Below are 20,780 nucleotides of genomic sequence, written 5' to 3'. Positions count from 1 at the left end.
GCGCGCTCAGCTGCAGACGATGGCGCCCGAGCTCACCAGCTCCTGGAACAGCGCCATCACCGCGCGGCCGCTCATCGCGTAGGGGTCGAGCCGGGTGGAGTCGCAGTACTTCAGCACCAGGGCGGGGTTGAGGCGGTGCAGGTTCACCTGGCCCATGGTCCAGCCGGCGAACTGGCGCTCGGGCACTTCCTCGTAGCTGAGCAGGATCACGTCCTTGTGGCGCGTGTCGCCGACGATGTGCTTGTAGCGCGCGTTCACCGCGTCGCGGCCGCCCTCCAGCACCTGCATGAACACGCCCTCGCTGTAGCACAGCAGGCCGGTCAGGCCCTCGGCGGGATTGTGCTCGCGCGACTGCTTCAGGATGGTGGCGAGATCGGCGTCGCTCAGGGGCTGGACGGCGCGGCTGGCATAGAGGAGGCGGACTAGCATGATGGTGGGGTCACTTCTTGCTGAGCAATGAGAGGAACTCGCGACGCAGGTTGGGATCCTTCAGGAAGGCGCCGCGCATCACACTGTTGGTCATCATGGACTCGCTGTCCTTGACGCCGCGCCAATGCATGCAGAAATGGTCGGCTTCCATCACGATGGCGAGACCGTCGGGCTGCACGCGTTCCTGCAGCTCGTTGGCCAGCATGGTGACGGCCTCTTCCTGGATCTGCGGCCGGCTCATGATCCAGTCGGTCAGGCGCGCGTACTTGGAGAGACCGATCAGGTTGGAATGCTCGTTGGGCAGCAGGCCGATCCAGACCCGGCCCATGATCGGGCAGAGGTGGTGCGAGCAGGCGCTGCGCACCTTGATGGGCCCGACGATCATCAGCTCGTTGAGGCGCGTGACGTTGGGGAACTCGGTCACCGGCGGCGCCTCGACATAGCGGCCCTTGTAGATCTCGCGCACGAACATCTTGGCCACGCGCTTGGCGGTTTCCTGGGTGTTGTGGTCGCTGTCGGTGTCGATCACCATGGCGCGCAGCACCTCCTGCAGCTTGGCCTGCACCTCGGCCTGCAACTCGTCCAGCTCGCCCGCCTCGATGAAGGCGGCGATGTTGTCGTTGGCGTGGTGGCGGCAGTTGGCGCTGATGAGGCGGTAGCGGATGCGCTCGGAAGCGGGCAGAGCGGCCAGTTCGGCGGCGGCCAGCTGGGGCGGATTCTTGGCGGGCATGGGCTTCTCGTCTCTCGGCAGGTAGCTCGGTTGCCGGGATTGTGGCCGGATTGGCAAAACCTTGCAGGTCGAGCCCGGCCCCGGCGTGGCCCCCGGGGTGGCTCTACACTGCCGCCGTGCCAAAGCCCGCAGTCCCCTCTTCGCCTCAGTCCGCCACCCTGCAACGCCTGCTCCTGCAGGTGGCCGATGCCGTGCAGGCCGTGCGCGCCGGCCAATCGCTCACCGAGCTGCTGGGGCGCTGCCCCGCCGCCCTGCGCCCGGGCACGCAGGCACTGAGCTTTCTGGTGCTGCGCCGGCTCGGCACGGCCCAGGCCCTGCGCGCCCTGCTGGCGCCCAAGGCGCCGCCGCCCAAGGTGGACAACCTCTTGATCTGCGCGCTGGCCCTGCTGCTGCCCCCGCAGCGTGAGGAGGCGCCGCCCTATGCTGAGCACACCGTGGTGGACCAGGCGGTGAGCGCGGTGCGCCAGCGCGCCCAGGGCAGCGCCAATTTCGTCAATGCGGTGCTGCGCCGCTTTCTGCGCGAGCGCAGCGCCCTGCTGGCGCAGCTGCAGGCCGATGCGGTGGCCAGCCACAACCACCCGGCCTGGTGGATCGCACAGCTGCGCCAGGATTGGCCGGAGCAATGGCCCGCCATCCTGGCCGCCAACAATCTGCACCCGCCGATGACCCTGCGCGTGAACGCCCGCCACGGCACGGCCGCCGCCTATCTGGAGCGCCTGGCCGCGGCCGGGATTGCCGCCCAGGCCCTGGACGGCGTGACGCCGCAGGCGGTGCGGCTGGCCAAGGCCGTGCCCGTCACTGCCCTGCCGGGCTTCGAGGCGGGCGAGGTGTCGGTGCAGGACGCCGCCGCCCAGCTGGCCGCCCCGCTGCTGTTGCAGTGGCAGCCGCAAGACCTGACCCCGGGCGCCCGGGTGCTGGATGCCTGCGCCGCGCCGGGCGGCAAGACCGCGCACCTGCTGGAACTGCGACCCGATATCGAGCTGCTGGCCCTGGATGCCGACCCCAAGCGCCTGCAGCGCGTGCAGCAGAACCTCGACCGCCTGGGGCAGCGCGCCACGCTGAAGGCCGCCGATGCGCGCCAGCCCGCCGCCTGGTGGGATGGCCGGCCCTTCGACGCCATCCTGCTGGATGCGCCCTGCAGCGCCTCGGGCATCGTGCGCCGTCACCCGGACGTGCGCTGGCTGCGCCGGCCGGGCGACATCCCCCAGCTGGCGGCCATCCAGGCCGAGCTGCTGGAGGCCTTGTGGCCCACGCTGAAGCCGGGCGGCCGCCTGGTCTACGCCACCTGCTCGGTGTTCAAGGCCGAGGGCCAGGCGCAGACCGACGCGTTTTTGCAACGCCATGCCGATGCCAAGTCCATCGCGGTGCAAGGCGTCACGGGTCACCTGCTGCCCCTGGCCGACAATGAGACGCATGTGGAGGGAGCCGCGGCTTTGGACGGCTTCTACTACGCCCTCATCACCAAGCAAGCCTGAACCGCGCCTTGATCCTCAGCACGCCCTTCTCGTCCACCTCCAGGCCCGCCAGCGCCGCCCGCCCGGGCCGGGCGCTGCTGTGGCTGGCCGGGCTGCTGCTGTGGCTCGGCCTGGGTCTGGGGCTGGCGCGCGCCGACGGCGTGCTGCTGAACCAGCTCAGCACCGAGCGCGTGGATGATGGCCTGGCGCTCAACTTCAGCACCCGTTTCGAGCTGCCCAAGCCGGTGGAAGAGGCGCTGGCCAAGGGCGTGCCGATCTATTTCTCCGCCGAGGCGGCGGTGCTGCGCAACCGCTGGTACTGGCGCGATGCCCGCGTGGCGCGCGCCTCGCGCAGCTGGCGCCTGGCCTGGCAGCCGCTGACCCGGCAGTACCGCGTCAGCACCGGCGGCCTGAACCAGAGCTACGAGAGCCTGGCCGAGGCGGTGGCCTCGCTGCGCGGCGTGTCGGGCTGGCGCATCGCCGAGGCCAAGGAGCTGGAGGACGACGGCCGCTACTACCTGGAGTTCAGCTACAAGCTCGACACCAGCCAGCTGCCGCGGCCGATGCAGATCGGCCTGGGCGCGCCGCAGGGCTGGGACCTGAAGGTTGAGCGCACGCTGAACCTGAACCCGGACTTCAGCGCCAAGCTGGCGCCATGACAAAAGCGGCGCGTTGGGCCTGGGTGGTCTCCCTGGTGGCGGTGACCGGCGCCTGCGGGGTGCTGGCCTTCCTGCTCTCGATCGGCGCCACCGCGCCGCGCGGCTTCTTCGAGCGCCACTATGTCTGGCTGTTCTGGCTCAACGTGGTGGTGGCGGCGCTGCTGGTGCTGGTGATCGGCATCGCCGCGGTGCGCCTGGTGATACGCGTGAAGCGCGGCAAGTTCGGCAGCCGCCTGCTGCTCAAGCTGGCGGCCATCTTCGCGCTGGTGGGGGTGGTGCCGGGGCTGTTGATCTACACCGTCTCCTACCAGTTCGTGAACCGCAGCATCGAGAGCTGGTTCGATGTGAAGCTGGCCAGCGCGCTGGACGCCGGCCTCAAGCTGGGCCAGGGCACGTTGGACAGTCTGGTGGACGACCTGGGCGTGAAGACGCGCAGCGCCGCCGAGCGCCTGGCCGAGCTCAACAGCATGCCGCAGACGCTGGCGCTGGAGCGCGTGCGCGAGCAGCTCTCGGCGCGCACCGTGGCCCTGGTGGGGCCCAACGGCCAGATCCTGGTGGGCGTGGGCGGTGACACCCATTCGCTCACCCCCGACCGGCCCCAGCCCGAGCTGCTGCGCCAGGCACGTGCCCGGGGCCTGGTGAGCAAGATCGACAGCCTGGAGGAAGACCCGCCGCGCCTGCGCGCGCTGGCCCTGCTGCCCTCCAGCGATCTCAGCCTGGGCGGCGGCGACCGCTACCTGATGGTGGTGCAGGCCCTGCCCGCCAGCATGGTGGCGAATGCGCTGGCGGTGCAGGCGGCGAATGCCGAGTACCTGCAGCGCGGCCTCGAACGCGATGGCCTGCGCCGCATGTACCTGGGCACCCTGACCCTGGTGCTGGTGCTGGCGGTGTTTGCCGCACTGCTGCTGGCGGTGACGCTGGGCAACCAGCTGGCGCGCCCGCTGCTGCTGCTGGCCGATGGCGTGCGCCAGGTGGCGCAGGGCGACCTGACGCGCAAGCCGGTGCTGAGCTCGCGCGACGAGCTGGGCGGCCTGACGCGTTCCTTCGCCGACATGACCCAGCAGCTCGCCGATGCGCGCGGCCTGGTGGAGCAGAGCGTGGCCCAGCTGGAGAGCGCGCGCACCAATCTGCAGACGATTCTGGACAACCTCACCGCCGGCGTGATCGTGTTCGATGCCCAGCAGCGCATCGACACCGTCAACCCCGGCGCCACCCGCATCCTCAAGCTGCCGCTGGCGGCCTACCGCGGCCGGCAGCTGGACGAGGTGCCGGAGCTGGCGGCCTTTGCCAAGGCGGTCTGGCAGCGCTACGACATGAATGCCGGCACCCGGCTGGGCACCGAGGGCGCGGGCGAGCGCGACCATTGGCAAGAGGCGTTCGAGCTGCAGCTGGACCAGAGCCAGGACGTGCTAACCCTGCTGGTGCGAGGCGCATCCTTGCCGCATGATGCGCGCCTGATGGTGTTCGACGATATCTCCGAGGTGGTCTCAGCCCAGCGCTCCCAGGCGTGGAGCGAGGTGGCGCGCCGCCTGGCGCACGAGATCAAGAACCCGCTCACGCCCATCCAGCTCTCCGCCGAGCGCCTGCAGCACAAGCTCGAGGCCAAGCTCGAGGGTACCGACCAGGCCATGCTGGTGCGCTCGGTGGCCACCATCGTCAACCAGGTGCAGGCGATGAAGCAGCTGGTGAACGAGTTCCGCGATTACGCGCGCCTGCCCGCCGCCAGCCTCAAGGGCCTGGACCTGAACGCGTTGGTGAGCGAGGTGCTGATGCTTTACGCGCCGGCGCAGGAAGCCGGCCGCCTGCATGCCGAGCTGACGAGCGAGCCGCCCCTCATCAACGGCGACGCCACCCAGCTGCGCCAGGTCATCCACAACCTGGTGCAGAACGCGCTCGACGCCGTGAGCGAGCGGCCCGACGGCCATGTGACCGTGCGCACGCAGAAGGCTTTCAGCGATGCCGGAGAGCTGCGCGGCCTGCGTCTGCAAGTGACGGACAATGGGCCCGGTTTTGCGGAGAAGGTGCTCAAGAGGGCCTTCGAGCCTTACGTGACGACCAAGTCCAAGGGCACCGGCCTCGGGCTGGCGGTGGTGAAGAAAATCGCAGATGAACATGGCGCCCGCATCCGCCTGGTGAATCTGCACAAGGAAGGCGACGAGGCGCTGCCGGTAGTGGGCGCTCAAGTTTCGTTATCATTTTCAAAACTCGCGACTGCACCGAGCCCGGCCGAGACGCCAGAAACGCGCCGGCCCGCGTGAACAGTAGGCATACATGGCAACCATTCTTGTAGTCGACGACGAACTGGGCATCCGAGCCCTCTTGTCTGAAATCCTCTCCGACGAGGGGCACACCATCGAACTGGCGGAGAACGCCGCCCAGGCCCGCAGCGTGCGCGAGCGCATGCGCCCGGACCTGGTGCTGCTGGACATCTGGATGCCCGATGTCGATGGCATCACGCTGCTGAAGGAGTGGGGCAGCTCGGGCCAGCTCTCGATGCCGGTGATCATGATGAGCGGCCACGGCACCATCGACACCGCGGTGGAAGCCACCAAGTTCGGTGCCATCGCCTTCCTCGAAAAGCCCATCACCCTGCAGAAGCTGCTGCGTGCGGTGGAGCAGGCCCTGGTGAAGACCGCGCCGCGCCCCGCGCCCACGGTGACGATGGCCAGCTTCGAGCGCAACGACATGGTGGGCGGCCTGCCCATCTCGCATGCGCCCACCGGCCTGAGCGTGGCGCCCGCGGTGGCCCTGCCGCCCCAGGGCCTGGCCTCCGAGCAGGTGTTCGAGCTGGACCGGCCGCTGCGCGAGGCGCGCGATGCCTTCGAGAAGAGCTACTTCGAATTCCACCTCGCCAAGGAGAACGGCTCGATGACCCGCGTGGCCGAGAAGACCGGCCTCGAGCGCACCCATCTGTACCGCAAGCTCAAGCAGCTGGGTGTCGATCTCACAAGAAACAAGCGCAACAGCGGAATTTAGTGCTACACTCTTGGTCTTCGCTGATTTGGGCGGCTTGAAAAAGCCACCAAGCAGCGGTGACTAGACAAGGCCTGGTAGCTCAGTTGGTAGAGCAGCGGATTGAAAATCCGCGTGTCGGTGGTTCGATTCCGCCCCAGGCCACCAGACATCATTCAGAAGCCCATCCATCGCGATGGGCTTTTGTCGTTATGGGGCGCCGAGTAGTGTTTGTTGGGAGACAGGCTTGCTCGGTGGGTTCGGTGCTGAACACTTGGCAAGTGCCGGCAGGCTGCTCAGCCACCGCAAGCCGGGACATCTCTCCCAATTCCAATTCGGCTCCCTTCGTTCGCCCTCGAAGAGTTGGTCGACAAGTCTCGGCATCGCTTTTGCTCGTCGAACTTGCGCAGAGTCAGGTCGCAGCAACAAATAACCCCCAAGATCGGGGGGTGAAAAAAAGCGCGTGCTAACGCACAGTTAGCGGGGCCCACAAATTCTATGTGGGTGCTCAAGTCAAAGTGGCCTAGGGAGGGCTCCATGGACTTCACGCGCCTCAGTTCAGTGTTGACTGTTGTGGGGGCTCTGATGCTCCCATTCGCGCCAGCAAGCGCGGCGACCCTCACCTTTGAGGACCTGAATTCGGGACAGGCCTCCTATGATGTGGTGCCGTCACCCTACAAGGGCTTCGCCTTCAGCGGTTGGTTCTACGGGCCGGATACGGTCTACGCGCCCGCTTCGGGCTCCATCGACCTGTTCACTGACTACGCAGACCCCACCGACCCGGGCGCCTACGTCATTACGAGCAACAACGCCATCACCAGCGCCGTGGAGTTCGTGTTTGACGGGGCCGCATTTTCGGGTTACTCCGGCGTGACGTTTGAGCTTTGGGATGCCGGCAACTTGGTCGCCACCTCGGACTCACTTCCCGACTCGCAGGGTGCGGCCCCCTACGGGCCGACCTTCTTGGCCAGTGGTTACTCGGGACTCGTTGACAAGGTTGTGGTCAGCGGAGTGCAAGGCTACTTCTCGATGGATGACTTCACGTACCACGCACCAGCGAGCAACAACGTGCCCGAGCCTGGATCGTTGGCTCTGGTGCTGTTTGGGCTCGGCATTGGTGGGCTATCGGCAAGACGTCGCCGCTAAGCCCTATATGGAGTCGTCGGGCCGAGCATCAGGATGACTGAACCCTGAGTTGCACTGCAGAGTGTGGCTGAACTAAGTATTTACGGAGAGACTATGTCCTTGACTCGAAATACTTTCCAGCCATGCAAGCGGACGCCACCTAAGCCGCTCTTGCTCTTGGTTGCGCCTGTGTTACTGACTGCCTGCGGCGGTGGGGCCGGAGAAGGTGGTGTTTCGGCCGCAGCGACTGAATCGGCTTCCGCCGGTCTCAGAATGCAGGCATTGGCGGTGCCGCCGGGTTGGGTGGGGCGCCCACCTGCCAGCGAGGTAATCAACGGCATCCCCGTCCCTCCGGAGCCGGCCCCTGCCCTGAACAATTCCACGCTTGCTGGAGTCGATTCAAATAGAAATGGCGTGCGGGATGACGTAGAGCGCTTCGTGGCATCCAGGGCAAAGAGCGCAGCCGAGGGGGCCGCCATCCTGCTAGGGGCTGCGGCCTATCAACGACTTCTGTTGCTTCCGCAAGTTCCCGCACCAACCAGGAATCAACTGCTGGACATTTTCGGAGATGTGCGGTGTGCGACTCTGCGAATAAGTCAAGGGAGAGGTCGAACTGATCAGAGCTTCGTCCTAGATAGGGATTTGTTACCTGCAACATTCAACACGGAGTTGCGACGCTCTGATTTGGCTGCAAAGACAAGTGGCTTTGACGGATACCTCGGTAGCGAAATGAAGTCGTGCCTGTAGGAGAAATAAATGGGTTCCAAACTTATCCTCGGCATACTGCTTATTTTGTTGAGTTCGTTGGCGCAGGCAAAGACCTATATCATTTATCTGAATGGTATAAACAACTCTGAACAAGATGCTGCTGATTCATCACTTGTCCTTGGTGGGCTCATGTCAGATGGATGGGCTCGGGCAGGAATGCTGGCTGGATCAATCGAAGTCACCTACTGGCACAGTCCTAATGATGGCTTTCTGGGCGATGTTTTTGAAGTGACAGCTTATGCCAAGGCCAGTCACGAAGCGCTTGCTTCAGCCCGCACGATTAATGCCGCCGCTACCGCAGACGGTCCGGAGTACAAGGCAGCACTTGGCCAATACTTCAGTTCTTCAATAAATGCCCTTCAATGTGACACGATTCCGACGTGTCAGTTAGCCAATCAGCGGATACTTTCTGATGCGGAACGAAGGAATGCGAGAGTTGTTGCTAGATTTACGACGAGGCTGAGCGTCTTGGTGCGTGCAGGTCACAAGGTGGTTGTTGTAAGTCATTCCCAGGGCAATGAGTACGCTGATGCTGTGGATGCCTATATGCATTTCTCGGGCTCTCTGAGTTCGGCAGAGATATCTTCCAGCATTCGCTATGTTGGTGTTGCCGTTGCAGCACCGGCCACTCCTAACGGACGCTATGTAACTTCGAATACCGACACTGTCATATCGCTGTATAAAGGAAAAATTGCGACTCCGGACGACTATACGAACGCTTCGCCGCTTGAGCCGAATGCGTTTCCCTGCATGGATCTGCTGACTTTCACGTCATGTTACGCATCGGTGTTGGGGTTGACCGGCAGTCATGGTTTTTCTGACTTCTATCTCAATGCAAACTATTTTGTCGACCCAGCGAAGAGCCAAACAGTTCAGGCCCAAGTTCTTTCATTAGTTCAAACGTCATTCAATGAGTTGAATGGGGCACTGACGCCGTTGCCGCCGGGTACTTGGTCAATTTCGTGTAAAGGAAAGAGCACGGTGCTTGGTCCTTGGACAACATTCGGAACTGCCAGTTGGGATTCGTCTACTAATGCATATTCGGTTGGCGATAGTGTTGTGAATGACCCCAACGATTTGGACGGCGACTGCAATCAGGTCGATAGCTGGAATCCAAACGGGCTAACTAATCAAGACAATGATTGGTTAATCTATAATCAAGTTGCGCTCGCTGACATTGATTTTTCAGCTGAGGCTTGCATCACACATTCGCCTGCAAGTGGGCACTTTATAGGGCTATTTAAGGCGGATCCCGCGTTTACAAATCTGTCACGCAGCGGCCACAGTCCGATCGGGGACTCGCTTGCCTCATTCTTCACGATGTGGAATCAGCCCGGTAAGTTGATGTATTCAATTGGTGGCTCTGGTGGGGTAGTGGGAGAAGTTCCTTCCGTTCCGTTGATATCCAAAGGGTTTTGTGCGAACTATCAGATAACCAGGTCCGGAGGGTTGTATAGTCTATATGTGAATGGTTCTTTGGTGCGGAGTGCAAGCGCAAGTATTGCTCCGGTATATCCTACTGTGATGGCGTATGACAATGTCGTTACGCTTACTCCGAAGGTGACGCTGGGCAAGGTGACTACCTTCAGTGTTGATGCAGTCAACGAAGCAGGTACGACCGTGCCTTGGCCTTCAAATTCAACAGCGGCCACTTGCAAATTCACTGCGGCAGGAGTGTGGGGTGAGACATCTTTTGTCGGCAACCAGATTGGTGCAGAAGGCATTGACTTGCGCGGAGCCGGGACGCTCGTTCCGGCGGCGAACGCATATTCCCTCGTCGTAAAGTATAGAAATAGGTGGATATTGGCTGGATCTTCTTGGACTGCTATTCTGTTACCAGGTGAGTCAGTTACTTTTGCTATTAATGACACCCCCGGCTCGTTCTACAACAATATAGGCGCATTGACCGTTAATGCTTCCTGTGCGTCATAGATCGTTCAATTTTGCATATCGGCTTTCTTGATTACATGAACTGCGGGCCTCTTCGGCAAAGAGGGTGTGCAGAATTTTGTGTAAATGGACAATCCACCACCGGCGCGAGCCGGCTTGTCCGTAAGCACGATGACATCTAAGAAGCACGAAGTACCTGATGAATTGCTGGCCAGCCTGCTGGCCAACTACAAGAAGCCTGAAGACCTGATTGGCGAGAGCGGCCTGCTCAAGGAACTGACCAAGCTGCTGGTCGAGAAGGCGCTGGACGCCGAACTGACTGAACACCTCGGCCATGAACGCCACGAGACCGTTGGCAACTCTGGCGGCAACACCCGCAACGGCAAGAGCAGGAAGATGCTCAAGGGTGAGTTTTGCGAGTGCCTATCGAGGTTCCGCGTGATCGCAACGGCACCTTCGAGCCGCAGCTGATCCCCAAGTGCCAGACCCGCTGGAGCGGCTTCGACGACAAAGTCATCTCGCTGTACGCGCGCGGCCTGACCGTGCGCGAGAGGCAGGGCCACCTGCAGGAGATGTACGGCACCGAGGTCTCACCCAGCCCGATCTCATCGGTGACGGACGCTGTGAGCGACGAGGTCAAGGCCTGGCAGGCCAGGCCGCTGGACCCCATCTATCCCATCGTGTACCTGGATTGCATCCACGTGAAGGTGCGCGAGGGTGCGGTGCGGGTCAAGGCGGTAAATCTGGCCATCGGCATCACCATGAACGGCGAGAACGCGGTGCTGGACCTGTGGCTGGCACAGACCGAGGGCGCCAAGTTCTGGCTGCAGGTGGTCGCGGAACTGCGCAACCGAGGCGTGCAGGACATCTTCATCGCCTGCGTCGATGGGCTCAAGGGCTTCCCCGATGCCATCAAGGCCGTGTTCCCCAGGGCGGTGGTGCAGCTGTGGCATCGTGCACATGGTGCGCCATAGCCTGAACTATCGCGCGCGGAAGCGCCGCCCTGAAGTGGCGGCCGATCTGCGGCACATCTACCAAGCCACCACCGCCGAGGAGGCAGAGTTGCGCTTGGGTGAGTTCGTGGCCAAGTGGGGCGAGCAGTACCTGCCCATCGGCCAGTCCTGGCACAGGAACTGGAGCCGGCTCATCCCGTTCTTCGACTACCCACCAGAGATCCGCAAGGTCATCTACACCACCAACGCCATCGAGTCGGTGAACATGAGCCTGAGGAAGCTGACCAAGAACAGGGGGCTCATTCCCCAGCGACGAGGCGCTGACCAAGCTGTTCGATCTGGCCCTGCGCAACATCAGCCAGAAGAGGACCATGCCCATCCGCGATTGGAAGGCTGCGCTCACCCGCTTTATCATTCAGTTCCGGGACCGCATCTCCATCAGCTGAAGTCCGAACCGTTTACACAAAATTCGGACACACCCAGTTCCGGATCATGAATAAATGTGTACATGCCAATGCCCTCAAATGGAGATGGCTGTACGGTGGCTTTGTACGCCCAAGTGTGGAAGCGCCAGAGGTGCACAGTCGCGCACTTTGTCAGCACTCTTTTCGCCAAATTGACAGCAGGCGCGATGCGCGGGGCTACCCAAGCATAGCGGCGAACTGGCGAGCCTTATCCCTCCGCGCAACCTTCGGCAGATCGCTCAACGCCAGCAGTAGCGCCGCAACATCATCATCCTCGCAATAGAGATACGGTAGTGACACCTTCAATGCCGCGGCGATAAGGCGGGCTGTCGCCACAGGTGGCTCGTGGACACCTAGCTCATAGCGGCTGATTCGAGCCCGGCTGCTCGACTCGTCAATGCCGATCAGCACCCCCACCTTTTCCTGAGACCAGCCCAAGTCCTCGCGCCGGGATCGCATGCGGCGACCCACAACGGTTGGTGATCGGACAGGCCCGTAAGACATGTCACGAGTCTCGTGACGTGGTCATAATCTGTCGTCACGTAAGTCGTTACATGACCGCAGTCAAACCAGCCCGACCCACTCTGAAAGGAGACTCATGACCCTTGCTTTGTCTCTGGCCACGATGTTCGGCAAACCGCTCGCCGACAGACTCATCAAAGGGTTGATGGCCAGAAAAAGCGGGGCCGAACGGTTTGAACAGGCCACTGCCGCAATGTCTCAAGGACTCACGGCCGTTGATGCGCTCAAGGATGCGTTCGGCAAGGAATTCTTGTCCGAATTGAATGATGTGCTGGGCACAACCGGCAACTCCCGTTTCAGCTACGAAGCTGGGACGCAAAGCTACATCCGCCTGTCCGACGAGAGCGCGGCGCCCGTCAAGATCCTGCGTGACGAACTCAACATCAATCTGGATCGGTTGGCGGTGCTCACAGAGCACACCCGCGATATCAGGAACCAGTTCATGGGGTTGGTGTCCGTTTGGCACGAGCGGTGCAAGCAGTTCTACGGCTCGACTCACGCCGAAGACATTGAATCTACGTTTTCGACTATCAACAACCTACTGAAAGGAGAGTCCAGAAACTATCGACAGATCTATCAACTGCTGAGCTCTACGAGCCTGGGCGGGGTTGGCGCACTCATGCTCATTAGTGGTGTGTTCATCGCCACTGGCACTGGCGTCGGTCTGGTGTCAGCAATTTCTCTGTTCTTGTTTGGCGTGCCATGGCTTTCCGTCGGCGCGCTGGTGCTGCCGGGCGCTTTGTTGATGGCGCTCGCCGCGAAGAAGACCCGACCCGTCGATGAAATCTCTTTGTCCGTTGCTCTGGCCTACAAGCTGTTGGAGCGCTTCGACGGTGGACCGAAATCCGAATCAAAAACCTAACAAAGGGAGTGTTTATGCATGCTCGTTTCTTGAATCTCTTGGCCGTTGTTGTAGTGACGGCCGGTTGTGCATCGATGGGCAAGGACTTCTCAATGGCCGACGTCGACGCTATGCAGCCTGGAGTGACAACGTTTCAGCAGGCCCAAGAGAAGCTTGGAAAGCCTCACAGCGTCCATACAGCCGCGGATGGCCGCATGGCGGCAATGTGGATCCGTTCAGAGGCGGGCATGGGCTCAGCATCTGCTAAGGGCGTTGGCATCATCTTTGATAAAGACGGCAAGATGATCCGTGTCTCAAGTCGAACCGAGACGAAGACCAACTGACCACGAAATTCCCCAAGCCATGCGCCCCTGGACGGCAGTCCTCGGGCGCATTTTTTATTGCCTCAACACAAAGGAGCTTTATGCACGTACTGCGCCATGCCCCTGAGGTATCGGCCTTCATGGAAACCTGTCCGGACCTCGGAGTAGTGGACATGATCCGGCAGCGCCACGAGGAGTTGATGGCTGACGATGAAAGCAGCATGGAGGAGTTGGTGTTCTTCGTGATCCCGGAGGCAGATGACACCGTAGCCCAGGTGGAAGCGGTGTTAGGTAGTCCGTTGCGAACCGCCGAGGGCCATCCGCTGTGGGAGGTCATCGAAATGCATGACACCTGCTATGAGATGGTATTCGTGCTTACTTCATCTGGGTACGGCGCCCTGGTGCTGGTGTCCAAGCAAGACTCCCATTCGGACCTGTTGGACCTGTGCCAATCGCATGCCGTAAAGGCACATCCAACAGCCACGCCATGAGTCATCAAGAGCCCCCACCAACAACCGCCCATCGAGGCGGTTTTTTTACGCCCATTGGGAACGGAGAACTTCAATGACGCCAGTTGATGAGACGGTCGCAGCGATGGTTGCGGCCTTGAGTGATGACCTCTACGAGCTCTGGAATGAGAGGGCCGGCGTCCGGGAGCACGATGGTGGTCAATCGCGCGAACTGGCGGAGGCCATGGCCCTTATCGACGTGATCCGTATCTGCCCGGCGGAAGCGATGGCTTGCTGGGCTAATACATAACGTCGCAAGTTAGTGCATCTTATGTGATAGGCCAAAGAATCCTATCTACGTAATTTTCAACAAAGAAAGGAAACGCTCATGTCAGACATCGAAGTCGAAGTGCGCGCCGAAGTCGATCCAATCAAGCCCACGCACGAAGGCGAATGTCTTTCTCTATCGGCGAGATCCACATTGAAATTCGTCATTGGTCACCATCAAGGAGACCGCACTTGGCATCTGCGCATCGCTGGCAACAGTGGCAAAGGCATGTGGTTCGACGGCTGGGCCTCTGCCGCAGACATAGAAAAGATCGTGAAGGGTGCAACGGAGTTGACGGCGAAGTCCTTCCATTCGCTCCATCCGGGTCGGTCGATCAATACCGGCGGCTTCGTCCTGGCGGCGTTGAAAGAGCTGGGCCTGATCCGCGCCAATGCGGAAAACAAGCGCCTGCACGAGCACGTGCCCACCACAACCTTCGCGCAAGCCGTCGCGGCGCATGCGGGCCAAGCGCAGAGCAGTTCCGCTGACGCCGCTCCAGGAAAGCCATCGCAGCGCAAAGGCAGAGGGGCGCATTGACCGCAAACATTACAGCAGCACTGATCGTCGCTGGTGTGATGGGCCTGTGGTTCCCTGCCACTCGTGGCTACGCCATCGTCGCTTCCGCCGCCCTTGCATTATCTATCACTGGCTCGTCATCGTGATCGTCGTTGGATCCGCTGCAGCCGTCTGTTTCCATCTCCGCCGCAAGTAACCCAAAAGGAAATCCTATGAACTACCTCGACTGCATCACGTTCGCCGCCCAACATGCCCAAGACTGGGATCTGCCCAACGACCTATTGCCCTTAGTCATCATCAGCGAGGCGGCCTTGCTGTCCGGCCACGAAGCCGGGCACATGGGCCACGCGCCCTGGGACTGAGCACCTGCCGCCTCCCTGTCCCCGGCTCGGATCACCTGCAGCCAGATAGGGGGCTCTCAGGCATTTGCCTGCCCAAGTGTCGCCCGGCTCGAAGGCTCCGGCAGACGACCCTGACGCTGCCTGCTGACCACTGCTTATGTCAGCGCACAGCTGATCGGGTAGGTGAGTCAAATAGACGGGTGCGGCGACTTAGACACATTTTTTCTCGGCCGCCTCTGCAGCGGGCACCTTGAATTGCCATTCAGACCTCGTCGCCGACTGCCATGCGTTGGCCCTGTCGCTGGACTCGGAAATTGCCGCCACCGCCGCATCACCGAAACAGGCGCCCCGCAACGTTGCGGCGTGGCGGTAGTTGCGGCAGGTTTGGGCAGGGTATGGCGACAACTTCCGCTCCATCGTTGCGCATAGCCAAATTGACAATGCCTACCGCTGCCCCCTACAATTTTCGTAGACGCATTTGCAAGCGCGCGTCTTCAAGCTACTACTTGGCATCGGCTTCTTGGGTTGGACGATCTCCCCGTCTACAAGCCGCGAGCGAGGGGAGTAGCTTTTTTGTTGCCTGTTTCCTTCGTGAGCGCACACAACCGCTCAACAAGGAAATTCAATGGAAACCAAGGAAACGTCCGGTCTTCACGGTCGCGACGAATATCACACCCAGCTAGTCGGCCTTCCCGACTCGAACCGTAGCAGCGCACTCTTCTGGTTCGGCTTCGGACTTGCTGTTATCCCCGTTCTGCCGAAGACAAAAAAGACCGCAGTCACATGGGATTTGTGGTTGCAGCGTCTGTCCGCGCGCCAAATCACCCTGCATTGGATTGCCCATCCGGGCCACGAAGTTGGCTTCATCGTCGGCAACAGCATGATCGTCTTTGACGCAGACAGCGCGAAGGCCGTTGCTGCGCTGATCGAGGCCGAGTGCCGTTTCGGCGTGCAGCCTTCAATGATCGTGCAAACGACGCGTGGAGAGCATCACTACTTCGCGAAGTCCCAGGACTTGCCGTGCAACACCACGAGCAAGATCGTCGCAGATCCCCAAGACCGCATCGATATCAAGACCGGCCGCACGATGGTGATCCTGCCCCCCAGCACCGGCAAGTTTCTCGTGAAATTTGGAGGTCAACATGCTTAAGCATGTCGACCAACTGAACGCCGCACCAATGGACTTTCTGAAGCACTTCGGCGCGCTGGCGGTGCCGAGCGAGATCAGCCAGCCAGTGCACGAGGTAATGACTCCTTCACAGAGCGCCCGATCTTTGCTCCTGCTGTCTGCCGGCCTCAAGCGTCTTTCGGCAGACTGTGACTACGGCAATTGGCTGCGCCTGGGTGCGCTCGTGTTTCATGTCTCCGGCGGCACCCAAGAAGGCTTCGACTGCTTCGACGCATGGAGCGCTACGGGTAAGAAATACAAAGGTGATCGTGATACACGCGCCAAGTGGAAATCCTTTCGCCTGGATCATCCGCGCCCGCTGACCATGGCGTCGTTTCGCTTCATCTTGGCCGAGCAGGGCCATGACTGGCAGGAAGTCTGCGCCGAAGCCGATGGCGATGCCTTCCAGGTTGTCAAAGTGGAGGGCCAGTGATGTCCGCTACTGACCCTAGTCACAACACCCCGGGCGTGGCTGCCGTTGAGGCCGTCGTCGTGCGTCTTGCCGCTCTGACGCCCATGGAGTACGACAAGGTCCGCCGAGACGAGGCAAAGAAGCTGCGTGTGCAGCTCAAGACCTTGGACGACATGGTCAAGACTGCACGCGCCAGCAGTGGCCCGGCGAGTCGCCTGCCTTTTACCGAGAATGAGCCCGCCGAGGAGCCGGTGCAGCCGGCAAAGCTGCTCGACGACATCGCCGCCCTTATCAAGAAGTACGTCATCTTGGAGCCCGAGCAGGCCGATGCGGCTGCCCTGTGGCTGGCGCACACCCACTTGATAGATGTTGCGGATGTTTCGCCAATTGCGATCATCAATGCGCCCGAGCGAGCCTGTGCGAAGACGCTGTTCCAGACCATCCTTGGCCGCCTAGCCTACCGCCCGTTGTTCGCCTCGAACGCATCGATGTCGGCGCTCTTCCGTTCCATCGAGCTGTGGGGTGCCACCCTGCTTATCGATGAGGCTGACACCTTCTTTCGCGACAACTCGGATCTGCACGGCATGGTGAATGCGGGCTACAAGCGCGGAGGCTTCGTGCTGCGCAGCGAGGTGACCACCGAAAGCATTGAGCCCAAGATGTTTTCGGTGTACGGCGCCAAGTCGATCGCCGGCATCGCGCTTGAAAAACACCTGCCCGACGCCACCATGAGCCGAGGCATCGTGTTCGGCATGCGTCGCAAGCTTGCGCATGAAAAGGTCGAGCGCTTCCGCCATGCCGATGATGAGGTCTTCAACCGCCTCAGTTCGCAGTTGGCGCGCTTTGCCTTGGATTACGCGCATCAGGTTCGCATGGCGCGCCCCACCTTGCCCGAACAGATGAGCGACCGTGCGCAGGACAACTGGGAGCCGCTGCTGGCGATCGCGGAGTGCGCAGGTGATGCCTGGGTTCAGCGCGCCACCGTGGCAGCGATCAAGATGTCTGTCGCAAGCGAATCGCAGGCCAGCACCGGAAACGACCTGCTGGCGGACATCAAGGAGGTGCTGTCCAAGTGGTCCAAGCCGACCATCAAGACGGCCGACTTGATCTCGATGCTGATTGCCGACGATGACATGGGTTGGTGCACCTACAACCGCGGCAAGCCACTTACGCCCCGTCAGCTGGCCAAGCTGCTCGATGCCTACAGCATCAAGCCGAAGACCGTGCGCCAGCCCAAGACACCGCTGGAGCCCAACGGCAGCACACCAAAGGGCTACGACGTGGGCGACTTCAACGACGCTTTCACCCGCTACTTGAAGGCCGACGTCCCCAATGCGTGCCCGGAGCCCCAAGCCAGCACATCACCGCCGACATGCTTGACCGATGTTGCCGCAACGGAGCAACAGGTCGAGGCGCGTAGGGATGGTGAGCCTGACCTTATCAGAGCAACGGCCGCGCTGCTTGACCCGGCACCGCCCAAGTCGCCGACGTCGTTGGTAGACGCGGACTTCTAGCCCCTAGCCCCGCCGCCGCTAACCCCGGCGGCCTTTCATCACCTTGGCAATCAGCCTCCCCCTGCGTGCAGGGCAGGCGTCGCTATTGCCATGTCACCAAAGGAATTTTGCGACATGAAATGTGTTTTTCCCCCTATCGCGATGGGCCCTAGCCGCTCGGCATACCCATCACCTGCCGACCCAGCTTTGCGCGAGAACCAGGCGCCTTGTCGCGCCAATCGCATTCACAACCAAGGAGACTGAGATGGCCGTCATGACCTTTACGCCGGCCTTCATGGCCACGGGCCTGGTGTGCCCGCCTGATAAGAAAAAAATCGAATACGGCGTGGCTGATGAGCCTGGCCTGTTCGCCGAGTGCCGCGCATCCGAGAAGGCTGTCCCGACTTGGTACCTGCGCCTAAAAAACGAAAAGGGTACGAACATTTACAAGAAGCTTGGCACCGTCCAGGAGGTTAGCTTGCCCCAGGCCAAGAAGCTCGCGAAGCAGCTTAAGGCCGAGCACATGCTGCTGCCGAAGCTGGCGTATGCCCCGGCACTGCCCGTCGAGATTACCTTGGACGAATTCATGCGCAAGCACTACATGCCGCACGCGGAGATGCATAAGCGCTCGCATGTTCGTGACGAGCAGCTCTACCGCATCCGCATCGCGCCGAAGTTTGGCCACCTCCCCCTCAGCAAAATCAATCGGCACGAAGTTCAGGTATTCCATGTTGGCTTGGTCAAGGAGCATGGCCTGAGCCCGGCATCTGCCGACTTGCACGTTGCGCTGTTTCGGCACGCGCTGGCGCTGGCACAGGAGTGGGAGATGCTGGAGAAGAACGTCCTTCGCGGCTTCAAGCTGTTTCACGTTGATAACCGCGTCGAGAACTATCTTGACGATGCCGAAGTTGAGCGTTTGAAGAACGTGTTGCTTGCAGATGGGAATCGCATGGTTGCTTTGGCGATCCTGTTTCTGCTGGTGACTGGCGCTCGCCTCAATAGCGCGCTGCATGCAAAGTGGCGTGACGTCGACATGCCGAACGGTGTCTGGCTTGTACCCGCGACCGAGGCGAAGTCCAAACGTGCCAATCCGCAGTACTTGAATCCGAGTGCGCTCTGGATTCTTGATGCTGTCGGCACCCGCGGGTCTTCGGAGTATGTGTTTGTAAATCGCCAGACGGGAAAGCCCTTCACGACCATTACGCGCGTCTGGTATCGCTTGCGTAAGGAAGCGGGCCTTAGCAATAAGGTGCGTCTCCATGACCTGCGACATACCTTCGGGAAGATGGTGCTCGCCGCTGGTCACAGCCTCCCCGAGCTGCAGCGCGCGATGAATCATGCAGACTGCCGCACGACCCAACGTTATGGACACTTGACGGGCACCACGATGCGAACTGTTGCACTGGCAGCGTCCGTGATCGTCAAGCCTGCCGAGGCGGTGCCGGCATAGCTGCGCTATTGGGTGTCCGGGTCGGGGTGGGCTACGGCCCCCTCGACCGGCCCATGCCGCCCGCCCATGCGTTCGGTAGGCCGCGTTCGGCGGTCGGTGGCGCTATGCCGTTGATTGCATTCGAGAAATCTTATGGCGATGCATGCGGGATGGTCGGCGTCGTTCGGTACCCGGTTCGGTAAGTAGGTTGGGGCGCCCCGGTCTGAGCCAAAAAGTTGTTAGTTCTCTTCGACTTAGGCAAGACCTGACCCCACCTGTGCACTGTTTTGAAAATCCGCGTGTCGGTGGTTCGATTCCGCCCCAGGCCACCAAACGCAAATGGCTCCCCTCGTGGGAGCCATTTTCGTTTGGCGGTTCGCGGAGCGGATGAGAACCACGTTCGCTCTATGGCAGCCAGTGGCTGCCATAGGACGTTGCGCAGCAACGGTCCGGAGTGCCCGGCAGGGCACGGAGGATGACTGATCGGCCTAAGCCGAGCAGGCACAATCCGCAGCGCCCGTTTGCGGCCGCCTTGCTGCATGGCCGCCCACACCAGCCGTCAGCTTCCTCCCCGCCCACGCATTCACCCCCAGCGCCAGCGCCACCAAGCCCGCCCCAGCCAGTTCCGCGCCGCTCGGCGCCTGCCCCAGCAGCGCATGCACGCCCAGCACCGAGACCGGCACCATATTGATGAACAGCGTGCCGGCCACGGCGCCCAGGCGGCGGACGCCGAAGTTGAAGGCCATGGCCGCCAGCACGGTGGGCAGCACGGCGATGTAGAGCAGCGCTGGCAACTGGCTTGCCAGCACGCCGATGGTCGGGGCCTGCGCCAGGCCCAGCAGCGTGGCCACGAGCGCGGCCAGCAGCATCCAGGGCCAGGCCGCCACGGCCGTGAGTGCCGTGTATTCAAGCGGGCTCAGCTCGGGCATGGCGGCGGCGCCGCGCGTGTACAGCACCCAGCCCAGCGTGCCGGCCAGGCTGAGCAGATCGCCCAGCAGCATGGGCGCGTCGGCCGCCTGCGCCGGGCTGAAGACATTGGCCACGGTGGCCACGCCGGCTAATGCCATGGCGGCGCCAACCAGCGACACGGCCGAGGGGCGCTGCCCGTCCAGCGCCCAGCGCAGCAGCAGGGTGGTGAAGGGCATGCTGGCCATGATGACCGCGCCATGCGAGGGCAGCGAGCGCGCCAGGCCGTAGAACACCAGCACGCTGAAGAAGCCGTAGCCGGCCAGCCCCAGCAGCGTGAGGCGGCCGAGCCGGGCGCGCAGCTTGCGCCAGGGCGTCGAGCCGAAGAGCTGGGCCAGCGCGCCGAGCAGGAGGGCGGCCAGCAGATAGCGAATGACGGTGAACCACAGCGGGTCCAGCACGCTCAGCAGCGGCTTGCCGACAAGAAACAGGCTGCCCCAGGCGCTGGTGGCGCAGAGCAGGGCGACGACGGGAGCGAGCGCGGTAGGCATGGTGGTGAGGACGGCAGGCGCGCGTGGCGCGATGCGGAGTGGTGGATGGCTGCAGTCTGGCGATGCCGGCCGCGCCG

General features: G+C 61.9%; 20 protein-coding genes, 1 tRNA gene and 1 pseudogene. 18 read left to right on the top strand and 4 right to left on the bottom strand.

All coding sequences use genetic code 11. The annotated features are described in order from the left end of the window. Positions 1 to 6 precede the first annotated feature (6 nt). Together PFX98_RS04765 and folE are read right to left on the bottom strand one after the other, a co-directional pair. A complete protein-coding gene (locus PFX98_RS04765; protein ID WP_285234026.1) occupies positions 7 to 429 on the bottom strand; it encodes a BLUF domain-containing protein in 423 nt (140 codons plus the stop codon). A 10-nt stretch (positions 430 to 439) separates the two neighbouring features. Further along, positions 440 to 1,159, bottom strand: coding sequence for a GTP cyclohydrolase I (gene folE / locus PFX98_RS04760; RefSeq protein ID WP_285234025.1), 720 nt, complete (start codon positions 1,157 to 1,159; stop codon positions 440 to 442). Between the two features lie 116 nt (positions 1,160 to 1,275). Between folE and rsmB the strand changes: the two genes are divergently transcribed. From rsmB to PFX98_RS04720, 8 genes and pseudogenes are all read left to right on the top strand, one after another. Then, complete coding sequence (rsmB, locus tag PFX98_RS04755) at positions 1,276 to 2,634, top strand: 16S rRNA (cytosine(967)-C(5))-methyltransferase RsmB (protein ID WP_285234024.1); 1,359 nt, start codon at positions 1,276 to 1,278, stop codon at positions 2,632 to 2,634. A gap of 8 nt (positions 2,635 to 2,642) precedes the next feature. Beyond that, on the top strand, positions 2,643 to 3,272 hold the full coding sequence (locus PFX98_RS04750) for a DUF4390 domain-containing protein (RefSeq protein ID WP_285234023.1): 630 nt from the start codon (positions 2,643 to 2,645) through the stop codon (positions 3,270 to 3,272). Next, positions 3,269 to 5,530 carry a sensor histidine kinase gene (locus PFX98_RS04745; protein WP_285234022.1) on the top strand — a complete coding sequence of 754 codons (2,262 nt, stop codon included), beginning with the start codon at positions 3,269 to 3,271 and terminating at the stop codon, positions 5,528 to 5,530. Before PFX98_RS04750 ends, PFX98_RS04745 begins: the two co-directional genes overlap by 4 nt. Before the next feature lie 13 nt (positions 5,531 to 5,543). After that, positions 5,544 to 6,248 (top strand): response regulator, encoded by a 705-nt coding sequence (locus PFX98_RS04740; RefSeq protein WP_285234021.1) that lies wholly within the window; start codon positions 5,544 to 5,546, stop codon positions 6,246 to 6,248. 68 nt (positions 6,249 to 6,316) lie between these two features. Then, a tRNA-Phe gene (locus PFX98_RS04735) sits at positions 6,317 to 6,392 on the top strand. A 369-nt stretch (positions 6,393 to 6,761) separates the two neighbouring features. Continuing rightward, a complete protein-coding gene (locus PFX98_RS04730; RefSeq protein ID WP_285234020.1) occupies positions 6,762 to 7,370 on the top strand; it encodes a PEP-CTERM sorting domain-containing protein in 609 nt (202 codons plus the stop codon). A 735-nt stretch (positions 7,371 to 8,105) separates the two neighbouring features. Next, a complete protein-coding gene (locus PFX98_RS04725; RefSeq protein ID WP_285234019.1) occupies positions 8,106 to 10,049 on the top strand; it encodes a hypothetical protein in 1,944 nt (647 codons plus the stop codon). Positions 10,050 to 10,178: 129 nt separating this feature from the next. Beyond that, positions 10,179 to 11,406: pseudogene (locus PFX98_RS04720) on the top strand (IS256 family transposase). Positions 11,407 to 11,601: 195 nt separating this feature from the next. Here the strand turns inward: PFX98_RS04720 and PFX98_RS24705 are convergent. Beyond that, positions 11,602 to 11,883: a helix-turn-helix domain-containing protein gene (locus PFX98_RS24705; RefSeq protein WP_425334692.1), complete on the bottom strand. Its 282-nt coding sequence runs from the start codon at positions 11,881 to 11,883 to the stop codon at positions 11,602 to 11,604. Positions 11,884 to 12,022: 139 nt separating this feature from the next. Here PFX98_RS24705 and PFX98_RS04715 point away from each other — a divergent pair, with 139 nt between their 5' ends. The 10 genes from PFX98_RS04715 to PFX98_RS04670 all read left to right on the top strand — a co-directional run bounded on the left by PFX98_RS04715 (position 12,023) and on the right by PFX98_RS04670 (position 19,267). Further along, complete coding sequence (locus tag PFX98_RS04715) at positions 12,023 to 12,808, top strand: hypothetical protein (protein ID WP_285234018.1); 786 nt, start codon at positions 12,023 to 12,025, stop codon at positions 12,806 to 12,808. Between the two features lie 14 nt (positions 12,809 to 12,822). Next, positions 12,823 to 13,131: a hypothetical protein gene (locus PFX98_RS04710; protein WP_285234017.1), complete on the top strand. Its 309-nt coding sequence runs from the start codon at positions 12,823 to 12,825 to the stop codon at positions 13,129 to 13,131. An 80-nt stretch (positions 13,132 to 13,211) separates the two neighbouring features. Continuing rightward, a complete protein-coding gene (locus tag PFX98_RS04705) occupies positions 13,212 to 13,601 on the top strand; it encodes a hypothetical protein (protein WP_285234016.1) in 390 nt (129 codons plus the stop codon). 73 nt (positions 13,602 to 13,674) lie between these two features. Then, positions 13,675 to 13,869 carry a hypothetical protein gene (locus PFX98_RS04700; protein ID WP_285234015.1) on the top strand — a complete coding sequence of 65 codons (195 nt, stop codon included), beginning with the start codon at positions 13,675 to 13,677 and terminating at the stop codon, positions 13,867 to 13,869. Positions 13,870 to 13,947: 78 nt separating this feature from the next. Next, positions 13,948 to 14,424 (top strand): hypothetical protein, encoded by a 477-nt coding sequence (locus tag PFX98_RS04695; RefSeq protein WP_285234014.1) that lies wholly within the window; start codon positions 13,948 to 13,950, stop codon positions 14,422 to 14,424. A gap of 191 nt (positions 14,425 to 14,615) precedes the next feature. Further along, a complete protein-coding gene (locus PFX98_RS04690) occupies positions 14,616 to 14,765 on the top strand; it encodes a hypothetical protein (RefSeq protein ID WP_285234013.1) in 150 nt (49 codons plus the stop codon). 604 nt (positions 14,766 to 15,369) lie between these two features. Further along, positions 15,370 to 15,894, top strand: coding sequence for a bifunctional DNA primase/polymerase (locus tag PFX98_RS04685; protein WP_285234012.1), 525 nt, complete (start codon positions 15,370 to 15,372; stop codon positions 15,892 to 15,894). Then, the gene (locus PFX98_RS04680; RefSeq protein WP_285234010.1) at positions 15,887 to 16,345 is read left to right on the top strand and encodes a PriCT-2 domain-containing protein; all 459 of its coding nucleotides are present in this window, start codon (positions 15,887 to 15,889) and stop codon (positions 16,343 to 16,345) included. The genes PFX98_RS04685 and PFX98_RS04680 overlap by 8 nt, the downstream gene beginning before the upstream one ends. Positions 16,346 to 16,428: 83 nt before the next feature. Continuing rightward, positions 16,429 to 17,838, top strand: a complete 1,410-nt coding sequence (locus tag PFX98_RS04675) for a DUF3631 domain-containing protein (protein WP_285234009.1) — start codon at positions 16,429 to 16,431, stop codon at positions 17,836 to 17,838. Between the two features lie 244 nt (positions 17,839 to 18,082). Then, the gene (locus PFX98_RS04670) at positions 18,083 to 19,267 is read left to right on the top strand and encodes a tyrosine-type recombinase/integrase (RefSeq protein WP_285234007.1); all 1,185 of its coding nucleotides are present in this window, start codon (positions 18,083 to 18,085) and stop codon (positions 19,265 to 19,267) included. A 467-nt stretch (positions 19,268 to 19,734) separates the two neighbouring features. Here the strand turns inward: PFX98_RS04670 and PFX98_RS04665 are convergent, their stop codons facing one another. Then, on the bottom strand, positions 19,735 to 20,703 hold the full coding sequence (locus PFX98_RS04665; RefSeq protein ID WP_285234006.1) for a DMT family transporter: 969 nt from the start codon (positions 20,701 to 20,703) through the stop codon (positions 19,735 to 19,737). Between the last annotated feature and the right edge of the window lie 77 nt (positions 20,704 to 20,780).

Origin of the sequence: Paucibacter sediminis, from assembly GCF_030254645.1 — a bacterium.
Taxonomy (GTDB): Bacteria; Pseudomonadota; Gammaproteobacteria; order Burkholderiales; family Burkholderiaceae_C; genus Paucibacter_B; species Paucibacter_B sediminis.
This window is presented reverse-complemented; position numbering and strand designations above follow the sequence as displayed.